Below are 16,175 nucleotides of genomic sequence, written 5' to 3' on the forward strand. Positions count from 1 at the left end.
CCCGCGTTGGGGCACCCTGCACCTATCACAAGCTGTTACCTGGCAGAGCGAAGCCGGGCTTCTTCCAGGTGCGAAAGGACGCGGACCAGCGGCCAGAGCAGGATGAAGTATGTCAGCGCGGCCGCCACGATCGGGGTGGCGTTGTATGTGATGCTCTGGGCTTGCCGCGCCTGGAACAGCAACTCGGCCACGCCCACGACCGAAGCAATCGAGGTCAGCTTGACCACCTCTAGCGTGTTGCTCACCAGGTCGGGCAGGACCAGCCGGATGGCCTGCGGCAACAGGACCAGCCGCATGGCCTGAGTCGGGCGCAGCCCCAGCGCGGCCGCGGCGTCCTCCTGCCCTCGGGGTACGCCCTTCAGCCCGGCCCGGAAGACCTCGCAGTAGTACGCACCGGAGTTGAGCAGGAAGCAGGCTGCCACCGAGCCCCAGGGCCCGAGGTTGATTCCGGCGAAGGGCAGGCCCGCATAGAGGAGGATGAGGAGGACCAGCGGGGGCAGGGCGCGGAACAGGTCCACGAAGAGCGCAGTTCCCAGGCGAATGGTGCGGCCGCGCCGGCACAGCAGCGCAAGGCCAAGCCCGGCCGCCAGCCCGATCGGCACGACGAGGAGGGACAGCGCGATCGTGCGGCCCACGCCCATGGCAAGCAGCCACCAGGCCTCGGACAGGATGTCGGGGTTGAGGAAGGCCTCGGCGAAGTCGGCCATTGTCTAGTGCGACCAAGCGAAGCGCGATTCGATCCAGCGGGCGAGCAGGATGATCGGCGTGAACAGCACCACATAGGCCATTGTTCCCAGGATGAGGGGCGAGGGGTTGGCCGTGAAGGAGGTGACGGACTGTGCCGCACCCAGGATGTCGGAGAGCCCCACCACGGAGCCGAAGGCGGTGCCCTTGACGATGGCGATGGTCCGGTTGGTAAGTGGCGGCACGGCGATCCGCAGAGCCTGCGGCAGCGTGACGAGACAGAGGGTCTGCAATGCGCCAAGGCCGAGGGAGCGCGCCGCCTCCTTCTGTCCTGTCGGGACGGCGCGGATGGATGCCCAGAAGATCTCCTCCGCAAAGGCGGCGAGCACGGCCGTGAGGGTGATCCAGGTGGTGACGAAGGCGGAGAGCTCCACGTCCAGGGAGGGCAGCCCGAAGAAGAGTAGCACGATGATGACCAGGGGTGGCACGGCGCGGAGCAGGTCCACGACGAAGATCAGGGGAAGGTTGATCCACCAACGCCCGCCGAGGCGCAGCACGGCTGCCAGCAGCCCGGCTATCAGGCCGCAGACGACCACGAGCAGCGCCAGCTCCACGGTCAACAGGAAGCCCTTCGCCACCTCCGGCAGAGCTGCCAGGAGGACCCGGGCGTTGAGGAAGGTGAAGAGGAAGCCAGGCTGTTCCGGCATGCGGCGGCGCCGTGCCCCCGGCCACTAGTTGCAGCGCGGGGTGTGCGGGGTGGGATCGTAGCCGGCCATGCCGGGAACGCCGTAGCCGGGGAAGGCCACACGCTCCGCATCGTCCGCCTCCGGGGCCGTGCCGAACCACTTCTCGGACAGCCTGGCCAGCGTGCCGTCCAGCTTCATGCACTCCAGCGCGTTCTCCAGCATCTCCCGCATGGCGGTGTCGCCGCGGCGGGCAACGAGGGACCAGTGCGCGCGCGTGTCGCGCAGCACGAGATCGGCGGTGAACTGTCGGTTCCGCTGCGCGGCGTAGCGGATGGTCGTGTTGCCGCCCAGCTGCGCGTAGGCGCGGCCCTGTACGACGGCCAGGGTCGCGTCCGTGAAGCCATCCAGCACCAGCGGCGTGAATCCGTAGCGATCCGCGTTCTCGCGCGTCCAGGCATCGTAGGCGCTGCCCTTGTTCACGGCGATGACCTTGCCGCGCAGGTCGCCCGGCCCCGTAATCGGCGCGCTGCCCCGGCGGATGCCGAACTGGTAGGCGGTGAACAGGTAGCCCTCGGTGAGGAAGAGATTCTCCGCCCGTTCCGTCGTTGCCGTCACGGGGGCAAGGATGAAGTCGTAGCGGCCGGCGTTCAGCGCCGGGATCAGTCCAGCGAAGGTCGTGCCGTCGACCTGCACCTCGCGCCCCAGGCGCCGTCCCAGTTCGGTGCCCAGGTCGATCTGGAAGCCGTCGAGCTTGCCGTCCAGCCGGGTGAAGGCGTGAGGCGGGAAGCTGGCGTCCACGGCCGTGCGCAGCGGCTGGTTCTGCGCCTGCGCCGCGCTCCCGGCAACAAGGAGACTTAGGAGCGTCATCTGAAAAAGGCGCTTCGAAAGCACTCGCATGACGTGGATCTCGGTCCTTGGATAACTGTGCAGCCTTAAGGCGGACGTCTTATAGCAGGTTGTGTGCCAAAATATGTACCCATTAGGTCCTCACCGCCTCAGGCCATGATGGCAGCCGCATTGTTCGCACGACTCACCTTTATCAGCCGATGCTCGCCGGAGGTGATGGGCTCATAGCGGGCGGGGTTGCCGGGCCCGGCACAACCGGGAATGTACTCGATCAGCGCATCGTGATTGGGCTGGTGAAAGAACGCGATCGAGAGGCGCCGCGTGTTGCCGGATCGCGGTGGGTTTACCACGCGGTGCATGGTGGAGACGTAGCGGTCGTTGCTCCACCGGGCCATTAGGTCGCCGATGTTCACGACGAAGCTTTCGGGCAGGTGGGGAATGGCTCCCCACTCGCCGCGGCGGTCGAGAACCTCCAGCCCGCCCTTGTTTTCATCGGTCAGCAGGATGGTCAGGCAGTCATAAACCGTGTGCTAGCCGGCGCGGATCTGACCGGGCTCGATCTCCTCCGGCTGGGCCGGATAGGGCAGCGCGCGGACATTGCTGATGTGCCGATCCACCTTGTTGGCGAACCAGTCCTCCGGCAGGCCGAGCGGCAGGGCGAAGCCGCCGAGCAGCGTGGCTGCCAGGGCTGCCAGGGCTGCGACCTGCTCGTAATAGGCCTCGAAGGCCAGCTAGAAATCCGCGGGGCTGGCGCGCCAGCGGTTAGGTGCGAAGTGCGGCGCAGCCTTGGCCGAGCAGCGACAGGCGTCGTCCGGTGCATGGATAGGCCCCATGCTGAAGGCCTCTTTCAGATCCGCGGCCGCTCCGGAGCGCCCGAGGCTGCAAGGCCTTCGGAGGCGAGGGGGAGGTAGCCGCGGTAGGAGGGCGGCTGCCGCTCGATCGCCCGCTTCTCCGACTCCTCCCGGCCAAAGAACACGAAGAAGGGCTCCCGCACGCGCCGGATCAGGTCCTGCGGAATGCTGTGCCTGGTGACGCAGAAGAAGCCGATCTCCTCGCAGGCCCGGCCGATCCGGTCCGCGACGGCCTGCCGCACTTCCAAGTCCCCGCGGAGACCGGATACATCAATGATCGGAACGCTTTCTATGAATCATGCCCCCTCGCCTGTCACACCGGCGTCAGGAATCGTCCGGATGCACCACCTGCCGCTACTGTTCGATCAAAGCGTCTCTGGTTCCAGCAGGGTCCTGCTGATGCGGCATCAACATCCCGCCCGGAGCACCTCGTGGGGTTTTGCCGCTGCGTTTTTCCTCGTTGAGCCCATCCGCAGGCAGGATCGTTCCGTAGTAACCAGCTTCGCGAGGAAATGGCCGAAAGGTGCCCGGGCCTATCGCCAACTTGCCGATGGTCCAATGCTGCATCGCAACCTCGGCCTCGACGGCACTCCCAGAGACAAGTTCGTCACGATCGCCTTGGTTGTAAGGCAGATCAAGGCACGGGCTAAGCACCCGGCAGAGTGCCGCCCCCGGCACCAGCGCAGGACGTCAGCAACCCGGTTCTGATGCGTCTGCCATCTCGTCCCTTGGCACGTGGTTGTGCCGCGCCGCGTCTGGCGGTGCGGGAGCCGGCGCGTTGTGGCCGCACCTATGGTATGGTGATCAGAAAGGCTCTGGGTACCGAGATGCTGAACGCCAGTTAGGTCCCCAGAGCAGCAGTCGAAGATCGAAGAGCCGGCAGGGTCGCTTCCCGGCTCCTTCCGCGGCGGGGTCCGTTCAGACGGGCTTGTTGTTCCGGCGGCGGACATAGCCGAGGCCGAGCAGCCCAGCACCGAAGAGCGCAAGCGAGGTGGGCTCCGGCACGGCGACCTGCAGGACAGAGGGCGTGCCGTTCTGGCGGCTGTAGTAGAGCTTATAGCTACCGGCAGCGAGGTTGCTGAAAGTATCCGTCACGACATTAGTCGGGCCGGAGATGCCGCCGAGGACGCGGACACCGTCCCGGTACAGGCTGATGCCATCGTCATGAGTGATCGTGAGAGTGGTGCCGGCCACGAGAGCGCCCAGGGTGATGGAGTAGTGTGAGCCGTAGCCGTAGCCTGCGACGCTGCCGCTGGAAGAGAGGAAGCGAGCCTCAGTGCTGAAGCGGGCCACATCGGTGCCCTGGTACGTCACGATACCACTGCCACCATAACCGGACACGTTTGCGGCGGTAAAGCCGAAGGCGCTGTTCAGATCACCCGGCGGCTTGGATGGAGCATTCTGCGGCGCCGGGTTAGAGAAGTTCAAGTCGCCCGTGTAGGTGAAGGTGGCCGAGGCTGTCGCCCCAGAGAAGGCCGGCGGCGTGCTGAGCGTCTCGAACCCGCTGCCAATCAGACCAGTGGTGACCGCGATCTTGTACTGGCCTGCCTGCGCGGCACTGGTGCCGATCAGAGCCAAGGCGGCAGTGGCCAGCAGGATCTGCTTCATGGTGCTCATGTGTTTCGAACTCTTTCGTTTGCCCGCGCGAACAGTGGCAAGCGCCATACCAGCAAAAAAAAGCACTTAGAAACAATCGATTAAACCTGCTCACAGCGGAGGCTTGCGGCAGAGTGTAAGCATTTCCGACATGGCGTCCGCTGCCGGCCAGGGGGAAAGTAAGGAGTCATTGAATCCTTACACCGTCGCGAACTTTTGAGCGCGCAGACGTCATTCCTTTTTTGCAACTTCTGACGCTTCCCTAGATTATTTGATTCAATCGCGCAAAAAGAGATTGGGACTGATGGATCGTCAGTTTTACCGCTCGCCTAATCACCCGGATGCTCGGCGTCGAAGAAGGGAGGCGGTCAGAGCTCTCCTGCAAGCATCCAAGAGGCCGCCCACGCAGGTGAGCGCAGCGCTGCGGGCCATGCGTCGAGGAGCGGCTGAGCCTACCTATCCACCATGCGAGCGCGCCGCCTATCAGCAGCTTGCCGAACAACTCGAGCAAGCCGGCCCGAGCCTGAATTTTGCCGGTATGGTTGGGCGCCCAAGATGAGCCGGGTGGAAGCAGTGACCTGAGTGCGGCAGGAGAAACGCGTTACGAAGCCTGCGAGGCGCTGGGAGAATTTTGCCAAGACCACACGGGCTTTGGACATTAGATTATGCGAGGTTGGCCCCGCCCTCGCCAGCCTCCTTCTGCCGCTCGCCCTGGCGGCTTGCTCCGGCACCACTCACGTCGCCCCGCCGTTCCCGCCGGACTACCGCAACCTGATCGCGCTAAACCTTCTGCCCGACTACATCAATGACGCAAAAGGGCCGCCCGAGATCAGTGCGGAACACCTCACGACATCTGGAATATCGGCGGCGGGCACGTCGGTGGAGGTTCGCTATTTCGTCAACCATGTCTCGCCACTCTATGCGCTCTTCTCGGGCGATCGAACGGTGCCTCGCTGCATTCGCATCAGCACCAACCCTGCGCGAGAGAATGGTAATTTGCGGGTTGGGCGACAGGTGCTGGACTGAGGTTATTTCTGCATAGATGAAGGCGAGTACACGCGCTTCGTGGAACTCGAACGCATGCCCACCCGCCTCCGCGCCTGCATAGACAACTGGAACCAGAGTTGCATTCTGTCCGAGCCAGGCGCACTGCGTGAGCGCGATCACCCTGAGGCGGGTGGAGCGGGGCTCCTAGGTCACACTGATAGATGCGATCCTAAACAGCTCGGCTGCAAAGGCGCGAGGTGACAACTTGCACCCGGATCATCAGCCGCGGGCTGAACGGGGTGGCGGACCGGCCGGCGCGGTTCCAGGCAGTGGGTCGCGAGGCATGGTCTCCGGATGAACATCCTCATCGCACTTGTCATCCTGCCAATTTTCGTTTGACCGGTCGCGCTCGTTGCTGTCTTCACGGTCGTGCTGGTTGGTCGTGCCGTTCGAAGCGATTGGTGGAGAGCAGTCTGATATGCCCTTGCGATCATCCTCACCCTCCAGGGTGGGTGCGGCTGATATTTGGTCGTACACTGGCTCCGCCTACGGTAGCGGGTCTGTCGGGCCTTTGACGAGTACGACGCCGGCCAGCCTCGGTGGATCCCGGCTGGCGGGCGCGTGTTGCCCGAACTGGTGAAGCGCTGGGCAGGGGAGCGGGCTCTGTGCGAGACGGGATAGTAAGGCTGGCGGACCGGCTGGTCGCCGCACCTCGTCCGCGCGACTGAGCGGGCGACCCCACTCCGCGTCCGCACCGTCCACCTGCTCCAGCCGGTCCGAGCAGTCCTCTTGACGGCGAGCGATGAGGTGGATGATCGGGATCTCGGCGTGGTCGCCCACGCGCTCCACCCGCCCCTCGAGCACCAGCAGCAGCGCGCCGAGCAGCGCCGAGGGTCGCGCGCACCGATCTTTGTAGACCACCCGTTTGCCTTTCCGTGCCCGTCCTCCACGATAACGAAGACCACGCCCTTGGCCGTGCCGGGCTGCTATCGAAGCGGGGTGACGCCGGACACCCGCTGCCGCCAACTCGGGGCGGTGCTGGTGGCGGTGCGCCTGGATCGGATCACCCGGCGCGCCCACACGCTGTCGCAACTGCCGGAGGAGGGGATCTCGATCCGGGCGGGCGACATGCCTGGGGCGGACGACCTGATGATGCGGGTCTACGCAGCCATGGCCCAGGAGGATTGGGAGCTGATCTCGGAGCGGACCCGGGCGGCACTGGCGGCGGCACGAGCGCGGGGAGGGGCGGTGCTGGGCGGGGATAGGGGGTGGAGGTCGCCGACACCACCCTGTGCGTCTGCTGCGGCCGTCTCCCGAGCGAAGCAGGCGATGCGGATCGCCCATCGGCTCGCGCTTGAGCTGGAGGCGCTACGGGCGGAGGGGATCGCCACCCATGTGGGCATGGCGCGGGCGCTTACGTTGCGAGGTGTGGTCACGCCCAGAGGGGACGGGACACAGACCTATACCACAGTAGCCTGGGTGCTGGAACGGCTCGGGGCGTGCCGGCCGAATTGGTCGAGGGCTGACAAGCAGCTTCCAAAGGGCGGTCGGAAAGAAGTAGATCCCTGCTCCTCCGTCGCACCGCCGAGGACGCCCCGGAGCGGACGTGGAGGTCAGGTACGCCAACCTGCATCTGGAACGGGAGTAGATACACCCTAATGCTTAAGCGTTACGAGGCGCGGAGTGATCTACCCATGGCGTTCTCCTGCCGATTCACAAACGACTTCACATAGGCCGGCGGGATCAGCCGAACCGTATGGCCACCATTGCCGACTCCGCGGCCCCATTGGTGAGCCCCGACGCAGCCCTCCATCGCCATCGTGGAAGGCAGCTGCGCCGAGAAGAAGTCCGCCGTCTGCGCCCGGCGTAATCTCTTGCGGACAGGACGACTCCAGCCCTGTCCGCCCTGTGCGCCTGAAAAACACCCTTCGCCAAACCCAGGGCGATGGTAGTAGCATCGCCCACAGACGTCTCCTCTGAGTGGTGATTAAAAACCTCCACTCTAGCACGCCGGTGCCGTCGGGGGGCCGTCCACCCCATCAGAACCTTCACCCTCTGCGTCTACACGAGCATTAGCCGCAGACATAGGAGTGAGAGAATGGCTGACGACAATCCCCTGGACCGCTGCCCGATGGGTGGGGGCGAGGGCAAGAGCCGCTCATTGCTTGGCCGCGCCAATAAAGACTGGTGGCCCGACGCGCTGCCGGTCGACATCCTGCACCAGCACGGCGCATCGCCTGACCCGATGGGTAAGGAATACGACTACGCCGAGGCGTTCAGTGCCCTCGATTACGCCGGGCTGAAGGCCGATCTTACCAAGCTGATGACCGACAGCAAACCATGGTGGCCGGCAGACTATGGCCATTACGGCCCGTTTATGATCCGCATGGCCTGGCACGCTGCGGGCACATATCGAATTGTTGATGGTCGCGGTGGCGCGTCGTCGGGCCAGCAGCGTTTCGAGCCGCTCAACAGCTGGCCGGACAACGGCAATCTCGACAAGGCCCGCCGCCTGCTCTGGCCGATCAAGCAGAAGTACGGAAAGCACATCAGTTGGGCGGACCTGTTCATCCTCGCCGGCAATGTCGCGATCGAGAGCATGGGTGGCCCGATCTTTGGCTTCGCCGGCGGGCGCAAGGACGTCTACCAGTCTGAGGGCGACACCTACTGGGGCTCGGAGGAGGTTTGGGTCGGGCATGCGAATCACAAGACGCGGATTCGCCCCGAAGAGCAGCTCGATCTGGAGGGACCGTTGGCTGCCGATTCCATGGGTCTTATCTACGTCAACCCCGAAGGGCCGGGCGGCAATCCCGATCCTCTGGGATCGGCGCGCGACATGCGGGCGACCTTCTTGCGCATGGCGATGAACTCGGAGGAGACCGTTGCGCTCACTGCCGGCGGCCACGCCTTCGGTAAGGCCCACGGTGCGAAGCCAGGTGAGAGTTTCAGCAAGGACCCCGCGTCGGAAGGCGTGCATCTGCAGGGCCTGGGCTGGCTCACCGACAGCGAAGAGATCGGCAAGGGACACATCACGACCTCGGGAATCGAGGGGGCGTGGACACCTAATCCGACGCAGTGGGGCGGTGACTATTTTCGTCTATTGTTCAAGTACGATTACGAGCTGGTGAGAAGCCCCGCGGGCGCGCAACAGTGGCAGCCGATCAATCCTGACCCGGAGGACATGGCCCCCGACGCGCGCGATCCAAACAAGCGCGTGCCGACGATGATGACGACCGCCGACATGGCGCTGAAAATGGATCCTGAGTTCCGGGCGATCTCCGAGCGCTTTCGCGACGATCAGGCGGCGCTCGACGACGCGTTCGCGCGCGCTTGGTTCAAGCTCACACACCGCGACATGGGCCCGAAGATCCGCTATCTGGGCCCCGAAGTTCCGGAAGAGACGCTGATTTGGCAGGACCCGGTGCCCGAAGGGACGGTGCCGCCCGATGCCGATATCGCGGCGTTCAAAAAGGAGGTGCTGGCGTCGGGCCTCAGCATCGGTCAACTCGTTAAGACCGCTTGGGCGTCGGCCTCGACCTACCGTAAATCGGACCATCGCGGCGGCGCCAACGGCGCGCGGATCGCGTTGGAGCCTCAGAAGAACTGGGCAGTCAATGAGCCGGCTGAGCTGGCGACGGTGCTCGCCAAGTTGAATGAACTGCGCGGCGCCATGTCGCTCGCCGACGCGATTGTGCTGGCCGGCTCGACCGCGATCGAGAAGGCGGCGAAGGATGCCGGTTTCGATGTGAAGGTGCCCTTCACCGGCGGGCGCGGCGACGCAACACAGGAATGGACCGACGTCGAGAGCTTTGTCTGGATGGAGCCGCAGGCCGATGGCTTCCGCAACTACCTGAAGACACGGCAGCCGGTGAAGACTGAGGAGCTGCTGCTCGACAAAGCCTCGCTGCTCGGCCTATCGGCGCCGGAGATGACGGTGCTGCTCGGTGGCCTGCGCGTACTCGGGGCCAATCACGGCGACAAGCCCGAGGGCGTGCTCACCACCCGCAAAGGCCAACTGACCAACGACTTCTTCGTCAATCTGCTCGACAACGACACCTTCTGGAAGTTGATCGACACGTCGAGCGACGAGGAGTTCCTGGGGCTTGATCGTGGTGGCCAGCAGGAGCGCTGGCGCGCCACGCGGACCGACCTCATCTTCGGTTCGAACTCGCAGCTGCGAGCGACGGCGGAGGTTTATGCCGAGAACGGTAATGAGGAAAAGTTCGTCAAAGATTTCGTCAAGGCCTGGGTAAAGGTGATGAACGCTGACCGCTTCGACGTGACGGACAAGCCGGTGTCCTCGAACATCGCAACCTGACGGCGGCATGATCCGGCAAGGAAGGCGGTCGCAGGAGCGGCCGTCTTTTTTGCCCGCAAGTTGGTACTTCGTGGCAAAGGCGCAGAAATAGCGGAAGCTAATCGTGGAGCGTACCAGGGCTGGGCTGGCGGCGGCACGGTCCCTTAGGGCGGTACTGGGTGAGAACCGGGGATGGCGGCCGCCGGTGCCACCGTGTGCATCTGCTGCCGCGTCCTGCCGTTTCGAGCAAGCTACGCCTGCGGCCTGCGTCTCGGCCAGGTCTTGTCCGAGCAGGGCCATGAGACCGTCCGGGGTGTACCAGTCGGTCAGGGCTCGGTGCAGGTTGGTCGGGCTTCGGGTATCCCGGAACCAGATGCCCGACTGGGTCTCGATCTATTCGAGGTAGCCTCGACCATTGGTCGAGAAGAGGAAGGGAACTCGGAACGGCGATTCCTCACCCGCATCGTTAGCAGGCCAAGGTCCGCCGGCGGGCAGCTCCATCCCCATCTCGGCCTGGAAATCCTGGGCATAGCGTTCGGCCTGGTCGGTAGCGGCCGGGACATTCTTGTTCTTGCGCTTGGCCTCGACCATGCCGACGCAGGTCAGGCCGACGAAGAGGGCGTAGTCGGCCGGTCCCTTGGTGGTGGGCCACTCGGCGATGGCCATGTTGCGACCCTTGGTCGGCCGGGTCCCGAGGGAGTGGCGCAGGGCCTTTGTGGCGGCCTCCCAGCCGCGGGCCCGAAGCTGAGCATCATTTCTCTCTCGGGTTGTGGCCTCGTCCAGTGCGATCCCGCCCGCTGCTGCGGCCGCCGCTTCGGAGAGGGCGGCTGTCGCCGCTGTTGGTGCCGCAACCGCAGCCGCCTGGAGGGCCGCTGATTCCGCCGCCACGGTGGCGCGCGTCGCCGCCTCCTCGACCGCTAGTGCCTCTCACACGGACCTGTCCGATGTCTCTGCCGTCGCCCGCGCTTCGGCGGCCTCACGGGCTGCCTGGGCCTGAGCGGCTGCCTCTGAGGCACGTTCGGCCGCCGAGAGGCTGGCGTCCCGCTCCGTCCGCAGCCGGTCGATGTTGGCCCGCCGCAAGTCGTGCAGCAAGTCGGTAACTTCGCGCGGGATAGACCCTTCACGCTGCAGCCGGCCGAGGAGTGACGCCTGCGGCTCATCAACGCCCGCGAATACACCTGTCCTCGCAGCGAGCTGCTGCGCGAACATTTCGCCGAACTGACGAAGCTTTAGCAGTGTGGTGGTGGGATCGGCTGCGGAGTACTGCTCGGCCCGGACTACTCACCGACAGCAGCGCGCCATCGTAGCGCGCGAGGATCCCGGAGCTCGGCGAGTCTGGCAGGGGCGGGGTCGGGGCAGCCATTTCTGATCGGATTTGACCGCCGCCTTGAAGATGGGTGAAGCCGTGGGCGTAAGTACTGATCGGCAGCCAATCGGCACTGCTAACAAGGCATCGATGGCGCCAGAAAAGGTCGGGCGACTACAGAAGTCTAAGCCTTGTAGAATAATTCGCCCAAGTCCCAAGCTTCGGAGACGAATGGCCCTGCGAAGAGAGAAAACGACGCTCGTTCCACCTTCGAAGTATCAAGGTGCACGCCGCAAATGTAGAAAAAACGCACGGAGAAGCGCGATCCCAACCCCACCAGAGAAAAATTCTTCTGAGAGGAATTGGAGCATCGGTGGGAACTGGGCGCAAATCTTCTCTGGAATCTATCGCACGCAACCGCACCCTATACTGCGAGCTCCGCATGGGGAGCCGCATACCCTGCAGATCGATGTTGGCGGAGAGGTTCTCTCACGTCTACCGCCAGGGATATCGCAATCGAGTTCCACAGAGCAACGAGCCGAACGATACTGCCCTGTTTCCTGGGGACTCTGATGAACCTTCTGCTGATCAATCCCAACACCAGCACCTCCGTAACGGACCGGATCGCCGGCGTCGCGCGTGCCGCCGCCGCGCCGTCGACGGAGCTACGCGCGGTCACGGCCCCGACGGGCGCGCCCTACATCACGACGCGGGCTGAGGCGGTCCTGGGCGCCGCCTCCGTGCTAGAACTCCTGGCGGCCCATGCGGACGGGGCAGATGCGGTTATCATCGGCGCCTTTGCCGACCCGGGCCTCGGGGCGGCGCGCGAACTGCTGCGCGTCCCCGTGGTCGGGATGGCAGAAGCCGCCATGCTCACGGCCTGCATGCTGGGCCGCCGCTTCGCGATCGTCACCTTCTCGGTCTCACTGGAGCCCTGGTATTGGGAGTGCGTGGATTACAACGGCTTGGCACGGCGCTGCGCGGGCGTGTTCTGCCTAGACGAGCCCTTCTCAGGCATTGGCGATGTGGCGGAGGAGAAGGCGGCGCGGCTGGTGGAACTGTGCGGCCGCGCGGTGGCGGCGGGGGCGGATGTCTGCATCCTCGGCGGCGCTCCCCTGGCCGGGCTGGCGGCGCAGCTCGCCGAGCAGGTACCCGTGCCGCTGCTAGACGGCGTAGCCGCCGCAGTGCGCCAGGCCGAGACGCTGGCGGCGCTCCGGCCGCGCAAGGCGACGGCGGGCAGCTTCCGCCGCCCCGGGTTCAAGCCGATGACGGGGCTCTCGCCCGCGCTGCGCCGCCTCTTCGAGCAGGGCTAGGCGGCCCTACCGCATGCCGGTGATGGAGGCTGAGAGCGCGCGCGGGTCGCGCATCGGCCAGCGCCTGCAATCCACCTGCACGATGAAGGCGCTGACGAGGCGGTTGAACTCGTCCGGGTCCTCCAGGTTGATGGTGTGGCCGCAGTTCGGCATCACCGCCAGCGCGGCGGAGGGAATGGTCTGCTTCATCAGCAGGCCGGGTTGCAGGCAGGGCCAGTCCTCGTCGCCGGTCAGCACGAGGGTGGGAATGGTCAGCGCCTTCATCTCCTCCACCAGCACATAGAGGGAGGGCCGCGATCCCTGCACGCCGAGCTGTGTGTTGGCGGAGCCGAGGGCCGAGTGGTCCGCCAACCCGCGCGCGAACTCGGCGAAGCCGCGCGAGTCCTTGTTCTCGAACTGGACGCGGGTGGGGCCATAGGCGTAGCGAGCGGCGAAGCTCTCCATCCCCTCTGCCTTCAGCACCGCTGCGCTGGCCGCTGCTTCCGCCCGGAAGCGGTCCTGCTGCGCCAGCTCGGCCCCGTAGCCGCAGCCCGCGACAGTGAGGGAAAGGGCACGGGAGGGATGGCGGAAGCCGAAATGCAGCGTCGCGAAGCCGCCCATGGAAAGGCCAACCACATGCGCCTTCTCCACGCCGAGATGGTCCAGTACGGCCAGGATGTCGTCCGCGGCGCGCGCCTGGGAGTAGTTGGAGGGGTTCTCCGGCACGTCGGAGGGCGGGTAGCCGCGGGCGTTGTAGGCGATGGCACGGTAGCGCTGACCGAAGTGGCGGAGCTGCGGCTCCCAGCTCCGCATGTCGCCGGCAAACTCGTGCACGAAGATCACGGGCGTGCCGCTACCTGTCTCCTCGCAGTAGAGCTTCACGCCGTCATCGGTGGTCGCGTAGGGCATCCCGTTCTCCGTCTCGGTCCGTCACCCCGAGCTTGCCGCCCGGAGCGCGGGGGTGTCAGACGCCGACCTCGGCGGGGCGCTTCTGGTGCAGGTAGTTGGCCCTGTAAAAGGCGAGGGCGAGGTCCAGGTACAGCGCGGGCTCGTGCTGCGCCGGGTGCTCCGGCGTCACGCGGGTCGGCACGGGGGCAATGACAGCCTGCGGGTTCGGGTTGTGGAAGAAGGCGATGGAGTAGCGGTCCTTGCCACTGTCGTTCACCACGCCGTGCGGGGTGGAGAGGTAGGTGTCATTAGACCAGCGGCGCAGGATGTTGCCGAGGTTCACCAGGAAGGTGCCGGGGATCAGCGGCGGAATGAACCACTTGCCGTTGGTGAGCCGCACGGCGAGGCCGGGCACTTCGGTGCGTGCGAGGATGGTGAGGAAGGAGTTGTCTGTGTGCGGCGCGCTGCCGAACTGGTTCTCCTCGATCACCTCCTGCGGCGGGTAGTGGATGAAGCGGATGGTGGCGTTGGACTCGTTGGCGAAGGCCGCGTCAAACCAGTTTGGTGGTAGGTCGAGCGAGGCGGCGAAGAGAGTGACGAGCCGGTCTGCCAGCCCGTGCACGGCGCGGTAGTAGGACACCATGGTCTCCCGCATGCCGTCCGGCGCGGAGGGCGGCCACTGATTGGCGCTGCGCAGCGGCTCTCCCGCGACCACGCCCGGGTGGTCCGTCTCCCGGTCATGGGTGATGAAGAAGCTCTCGTTCAGGTTCGGCTTGGTGTTCTTGTGCACGGTGGAGGACGCCGCGAGCGAACCCGCCATCGGCAGGTAGCCGATGTTGTTCTCGTTCACCTTGATGGAGAGCTTCTCCTCCATCGGCAGGGCGTGGAAGGCCTGGGAGGCCTGGAAGGCGTGCTCGACCAAGTCCTCCGACACGCCGTGGTTGCTGACGTAGAAGAAACCCACCTCCTCCGAGGCTCGGCGCAGCTCCGCCGCGGCCGCCTCAATCGCACCCGGTTCCCCGGCGAGGTAGCGGCCGAGGTCGATGACGGGAATGGGCGTGCGGGACTGCTCCTCGCCCGACAGGCCCTGCTGCTTAAAGAGGTGCATGGTCGTTCGCTCCGTGGGGCATTAGGCCCGCTTAAGGTTCCAGAAGATCGGAGATCCCACCACCCGGTCGCGCAGGTCGGCGCGGGTGGCGGTGAAGTTGCGCAGGCCGCCGAGCGGGACAAAAGGCAGCTCCCGCATCGCCACCGACTGCATCTCCCTGGTGATGGCGGCCTGGGCGGCGGGCTCGGCGGCGTCGAACCAGCTCTCGCGCAGCTCCTCCAGCCTGGGAATGGTGGGCCAGCCGAACCAGGCGCCGGCGCCGTTGCCGCGGAGCAGGGCGTTGGTGGCGGGGTTTAGCAGGTCAATGCCGGGGTTAGAGTAGAAGCTGACGGACCAGCCGCCGCGCTCCGGCGGCTCCTTGTTCGGACGGCGCTGCACGACGCTCGCCCAGTCCGTGAGCTGGATGTCGAGGTTCATGCCGAGACGGCGGAACAGGTCGATGCCCACCTGTGTGAGGGCGGAGGGGTTCAGGATGTCTGTGGGGCCGAGGATGCGGACAAGCTGGCCGCTGTACCCTGCCTCCTTTAGCCGCTGCTTCGCGAGGTCGATGCTGCGCGGCCCGCGCAACGGCTCCAGCCCGGCATCGCTGGCGGATGGGGAGCCGGCGGGGAAGACGCCCGTGCCTGTGATCCCCGCCTCCACGTTGTTGCCCACGCAGGCCGCGACGAAATCGGCCTGGTCGATCGCGGGCAGCAGGGCGCGGCGGATAGCCGGGTTGTCGAAGGGCGGGTTCAGGCTGTTGAAGCGCAGCAGCAGCGTGTAGGGCAGCAAGTCCAGTGGCCCGACACTGATCCCGCGGCTGCGGCGCAGCAGTTCCAGCACCTCTGGCGGGGGCTGGCAGAACCAGTCCATCTCGCCCCGCTGGAGGGCGGCGGCGGCGGTGGCGGCGTCCGGCAGGGTGTGCCATTCGATCCGGTCAAAATGGGTCACCTTCGGCCCGGCCGTCAGGCCCGTGCCGCCCGCCGGGGTCGGCCTGTAGTCCGCGAAGGGCGCGTAGGCGGAGAAGCTGCCGGGGATGTGCTCCCTCGTCAGGTAGCGGAAGGGGCCGGAGCCCGTGGTATCCGTGACCTGCTGGAAGGGATCGGTGCGCGCCACGCGCTCCGGCATGATGAAGGGCACCGGCGTGGCGGGCAGGCCAAGCATGGGGATGAGGTAGGGAAGGGGGCGCTTCAGCCGGAAGCGGATCGTCAGGTCGTCCGGCGCGCTCATCTCGTCCAGCACGGATTTCAGCTTCTGGCCTATCGGGGCGCGCACCATCCAGCGCTCCAGGCTGGCCACGCAGTCCCGCGCGCGGATCGGCTCGCCATCGTGGAACCTCAGCCCGGCGCGGAGCCTCACGATGCAGACGCGGCCTTCCTGTTCCAGGCTGTAACCCTCCGCCAGTTGGGGCGTCGGCTGGAAGTTCGCATCCGTCCCGAAGAGGGTGTCGTAGACCATGAAGCCGTGGTCGCGCGTGACGACGGAGGTGGTCCAGATCGGGTCGATGCTGCCGAGGTCGGCCTGCGGGACGTAGCGCAGCACGCGCGCCGGCTGGGATTTCGCCGGGGCGGAGAGGGCCGTCGTGGCGGCCGCGCTGCCCAGGAATGCTCGCCGTCCGATCATGCCCGATCCCCTCTCCTTCTGCCCGTTGCGTG

14 protein-coding genes and 1 pseudogene are annotated in these 16,175 nt (G+C 65.9%); 5 read left to right on the plus strand and 10 right to left on the minus strand.

Going from position 1 to position 16,175, the window contains the following annotated elements; genetic code table 11:
- Nucleotides 1–35 precede the first annotated feature (35 nt).
- The 5 genes and pseudogenes from VQH23_RS10600 to VQH23_RS10620 form a co-directional block, all read right to left on the minus strand.
- On the minus strand, nt 36–707 hold the full coding sequence (locus tag VQH23_RS10600; RefSeq protein WP_338665608.1) for an ABC transporter permease subunit: 672 nt from the start codon (nt 705–707) through the stop codon (nt 36–38).
- Between the two features lie 3 nt (nt 708–710).
- The gene (locus tag VQH23_RS10605; protein ID WP_338665609.1) at nt 711–1,391 is read right to left on the minus strand and encodes an amino acid ABC transporter permease; all 681 of its coding nucleotides are present in this window, start codon (nt 1,389–1,391) and stop codon (nt 711–713) included.
- Between the two features lie 24 nt (nt 1,392–1,415).
- Entirely contained in the window at nt 1,416–2,237 is an 822-nt protein-coding gene (locus VQH23_RS10610; RefSeq protein WP_338665610.1) for a transporter substrate-binding domain-containing protein, read from the minus strand.
- A gap of 128 nt (nt 2,238–2,365) precedes the next feature.
- Nucleotides 2,366–2,734, minus strand: a pseudogene (locus VQH23_RS10615) (2OG-Fe(II) oxygenase family protein); the annotation flags it as partial.
- 329 nt (nt 2,735–3,063) lie between these two features.
- Nucleotides 3,064–3,360: a 2-oxoglutarate and iron-dependent oxygenase domain-containing protein gene (locus VQH23_RS10620; protein ID WP_338666088.1), complete on the minus strand. Its 297-nt coding sequence runs from the start codon at nt 3,358–3,360 to the stop codon at nt 3,064–3,066.
- 46 nt (nt 3,361–3,406) lie between these two features.
- Between VQH23_RS10620 and VQH23_RS10625 the strand changes: the two genes are divergently transcribed.
- Nucleotides 3,407–3,775 carry a hypothetical protein gene (locus VQH23_RS10625; protein ID WP_338665611.1) on the plus strand — a complete coding sequence of 123 codons (369 nt, stop codon included), beginning with the start codon at nt 3,407–3,409 and terminating at the stop codon, nt 3,773–3,775.
- Between the two features lie 210 nt (nt 3,776–3,985).
- Here VQH23_RS10625 and VQH23_RS10630 read toward each other — a convergent pair whose 3' ends face one another.
- Nucleotides 3,986–4,684: a PEP-CTERM sorting domain-containing protein gene (locus tag VQH23_RS10630; RefSeq protein WP_338665612.1), complete on the minus strand. Its 699-nt coding sequence runs from the start codon at nt 4,682–4,684 to the stop codon at nt 3,986–3,988.
- Between the two features lie 561 nt (nt 4,685–5,245).
- Here VQH23_RS10630 and VQH23_RS10635 point away from each other — a divergent pair.
- The 3 genes from VQH23_RS10635 (at nt 5,246) to katG (ending at nt 9,968) form a co-directional block, all read left to right on the plus strand.
- On the plus strand, nt 5,246–5,689 hold the full coding sequence (locus tag VQH23_RS10635; protein WP_338665613.1) for a hypothetical protein: 444 nt from the start codon (nt 5,246–5,248) through the stop codon (nt 5,687–5,689).
- Between the two features lie 996 nt (nt 5,690–6,685).
- Nucleotides 6,686–7,309 carry a recombinase family protein gene (locus VQH23_RS26595; RefSeq protein ID WP_408904333.1) on the plus strand — a complete coding sequence of 208 codons (624 nt, stop codon included), beginning with the start codon at nt 6,686–6,688 and terminating at the stop codon, nt 7,307–7,309.
- Nucleotides 7,310–7,748: 439 nt separating this feature from the next.
- Nucleotides 7,749–9,968, plus strand: coding sequence for a catalase/peroxidase HPI (katG, locus tag VQH23_RS10640; protein ID WP_338665614.1), 2,220 nt, complete (start codon nt 7,749–7,751; stop codon nt 9,966–9,968).
- A gap of 372 nt (nt 9,969–10,340) precedes the next feature.
- Here the strand turns inward: katG and VQH23_RS10645 are convergent, their stop codons facing one another.
- The gene (locus VQH23_RS10645) at nt 10,341–10,613 is read right to left on the minus strand and encodes a hypothetical protein (RefSeq protein WP_338665615.1); all 273 of its coding nucleotides are present in this window, start codon (nt 10,611–10,613) and stop codon (nt 10,341–10,343) included.
- Between the two features lie 1,212 nt (nt 10,614–11,825).
- Here VQH23_RS10645 and VQH23_RS10650 point away from each other — a divergent pair.
- Nucleotides 11,826–12,566 carry an aspartate/glutamate racemase family protein gene (locus VQH23_RS10650; RefSeq protein ID WP_338665616.1) on the plus strand — a complete coding sequence of 247 codons (741 nt, stop codon included), beginning with the start codon at nt 11,826–11,828 and terminating at the stop codon, nt 12,564–12,566.
- 6 nt (nt 12,567–12,572) lie between these two features.
- On the opposite strand, the gene VQH23_RS10655 is transcribed toward VQH23_RS10650, so the two are convergent.
- From VQH23_RS10655 to VQH23_RS10665, 3 genes are read right to left on the minus strand one after another with little or no spacing between them, the layout of a single operon-like run.
- On the minus strand, nt 12,573–13,454 hold the full coding sequence (locus tag VQH23_RS10655) for an alpha/beta hydrolase (RefSeq protein WP_338665617.1): 882 nt from the start codon (nt 13,452–13,454) through the stop codon (nt 12,573–12,575).
- A gap of 55 nt (nt 13,455–13,509) precedes the next feature.
- Nucleotides 13,510–14,541, minus strand: coding sequence for a 2-oxoglutarate and iron-dependent oxygenase domain-containing protein (locus VQH23_RS10660; protein WP_338665618.1), 1,032 nt, complete (start codon nt 14,539–14,541; stop codon nt 13,510–13,512).
- A gap of 21 nt (nt 14,542–14,562) precedes the next feature.
- Nucleotides 14,563–16,143, minus strand: a complete 1,581-nt coding sequence (locus VQH23_RS10665) for an ABC transporter substrate-binding protein (protein ID WP_338665619.1) — start codon at nt 16,141–16,143, stop codon at nt 14,563–14,565.
- Nucleotides 16,144–16,175: the final 32 nt, after the last annotated feature.

The sequence above is a fragment of the Pararoseomonas sp. SCSIO 73927 genome (genome assembly GCF_037040815.1).
Classification (GTDB): Bacteria; Pseudomonadota; Alphaproteobacteria; order Acetobacterales; family Acetobacteraceae; genus Roseomonas.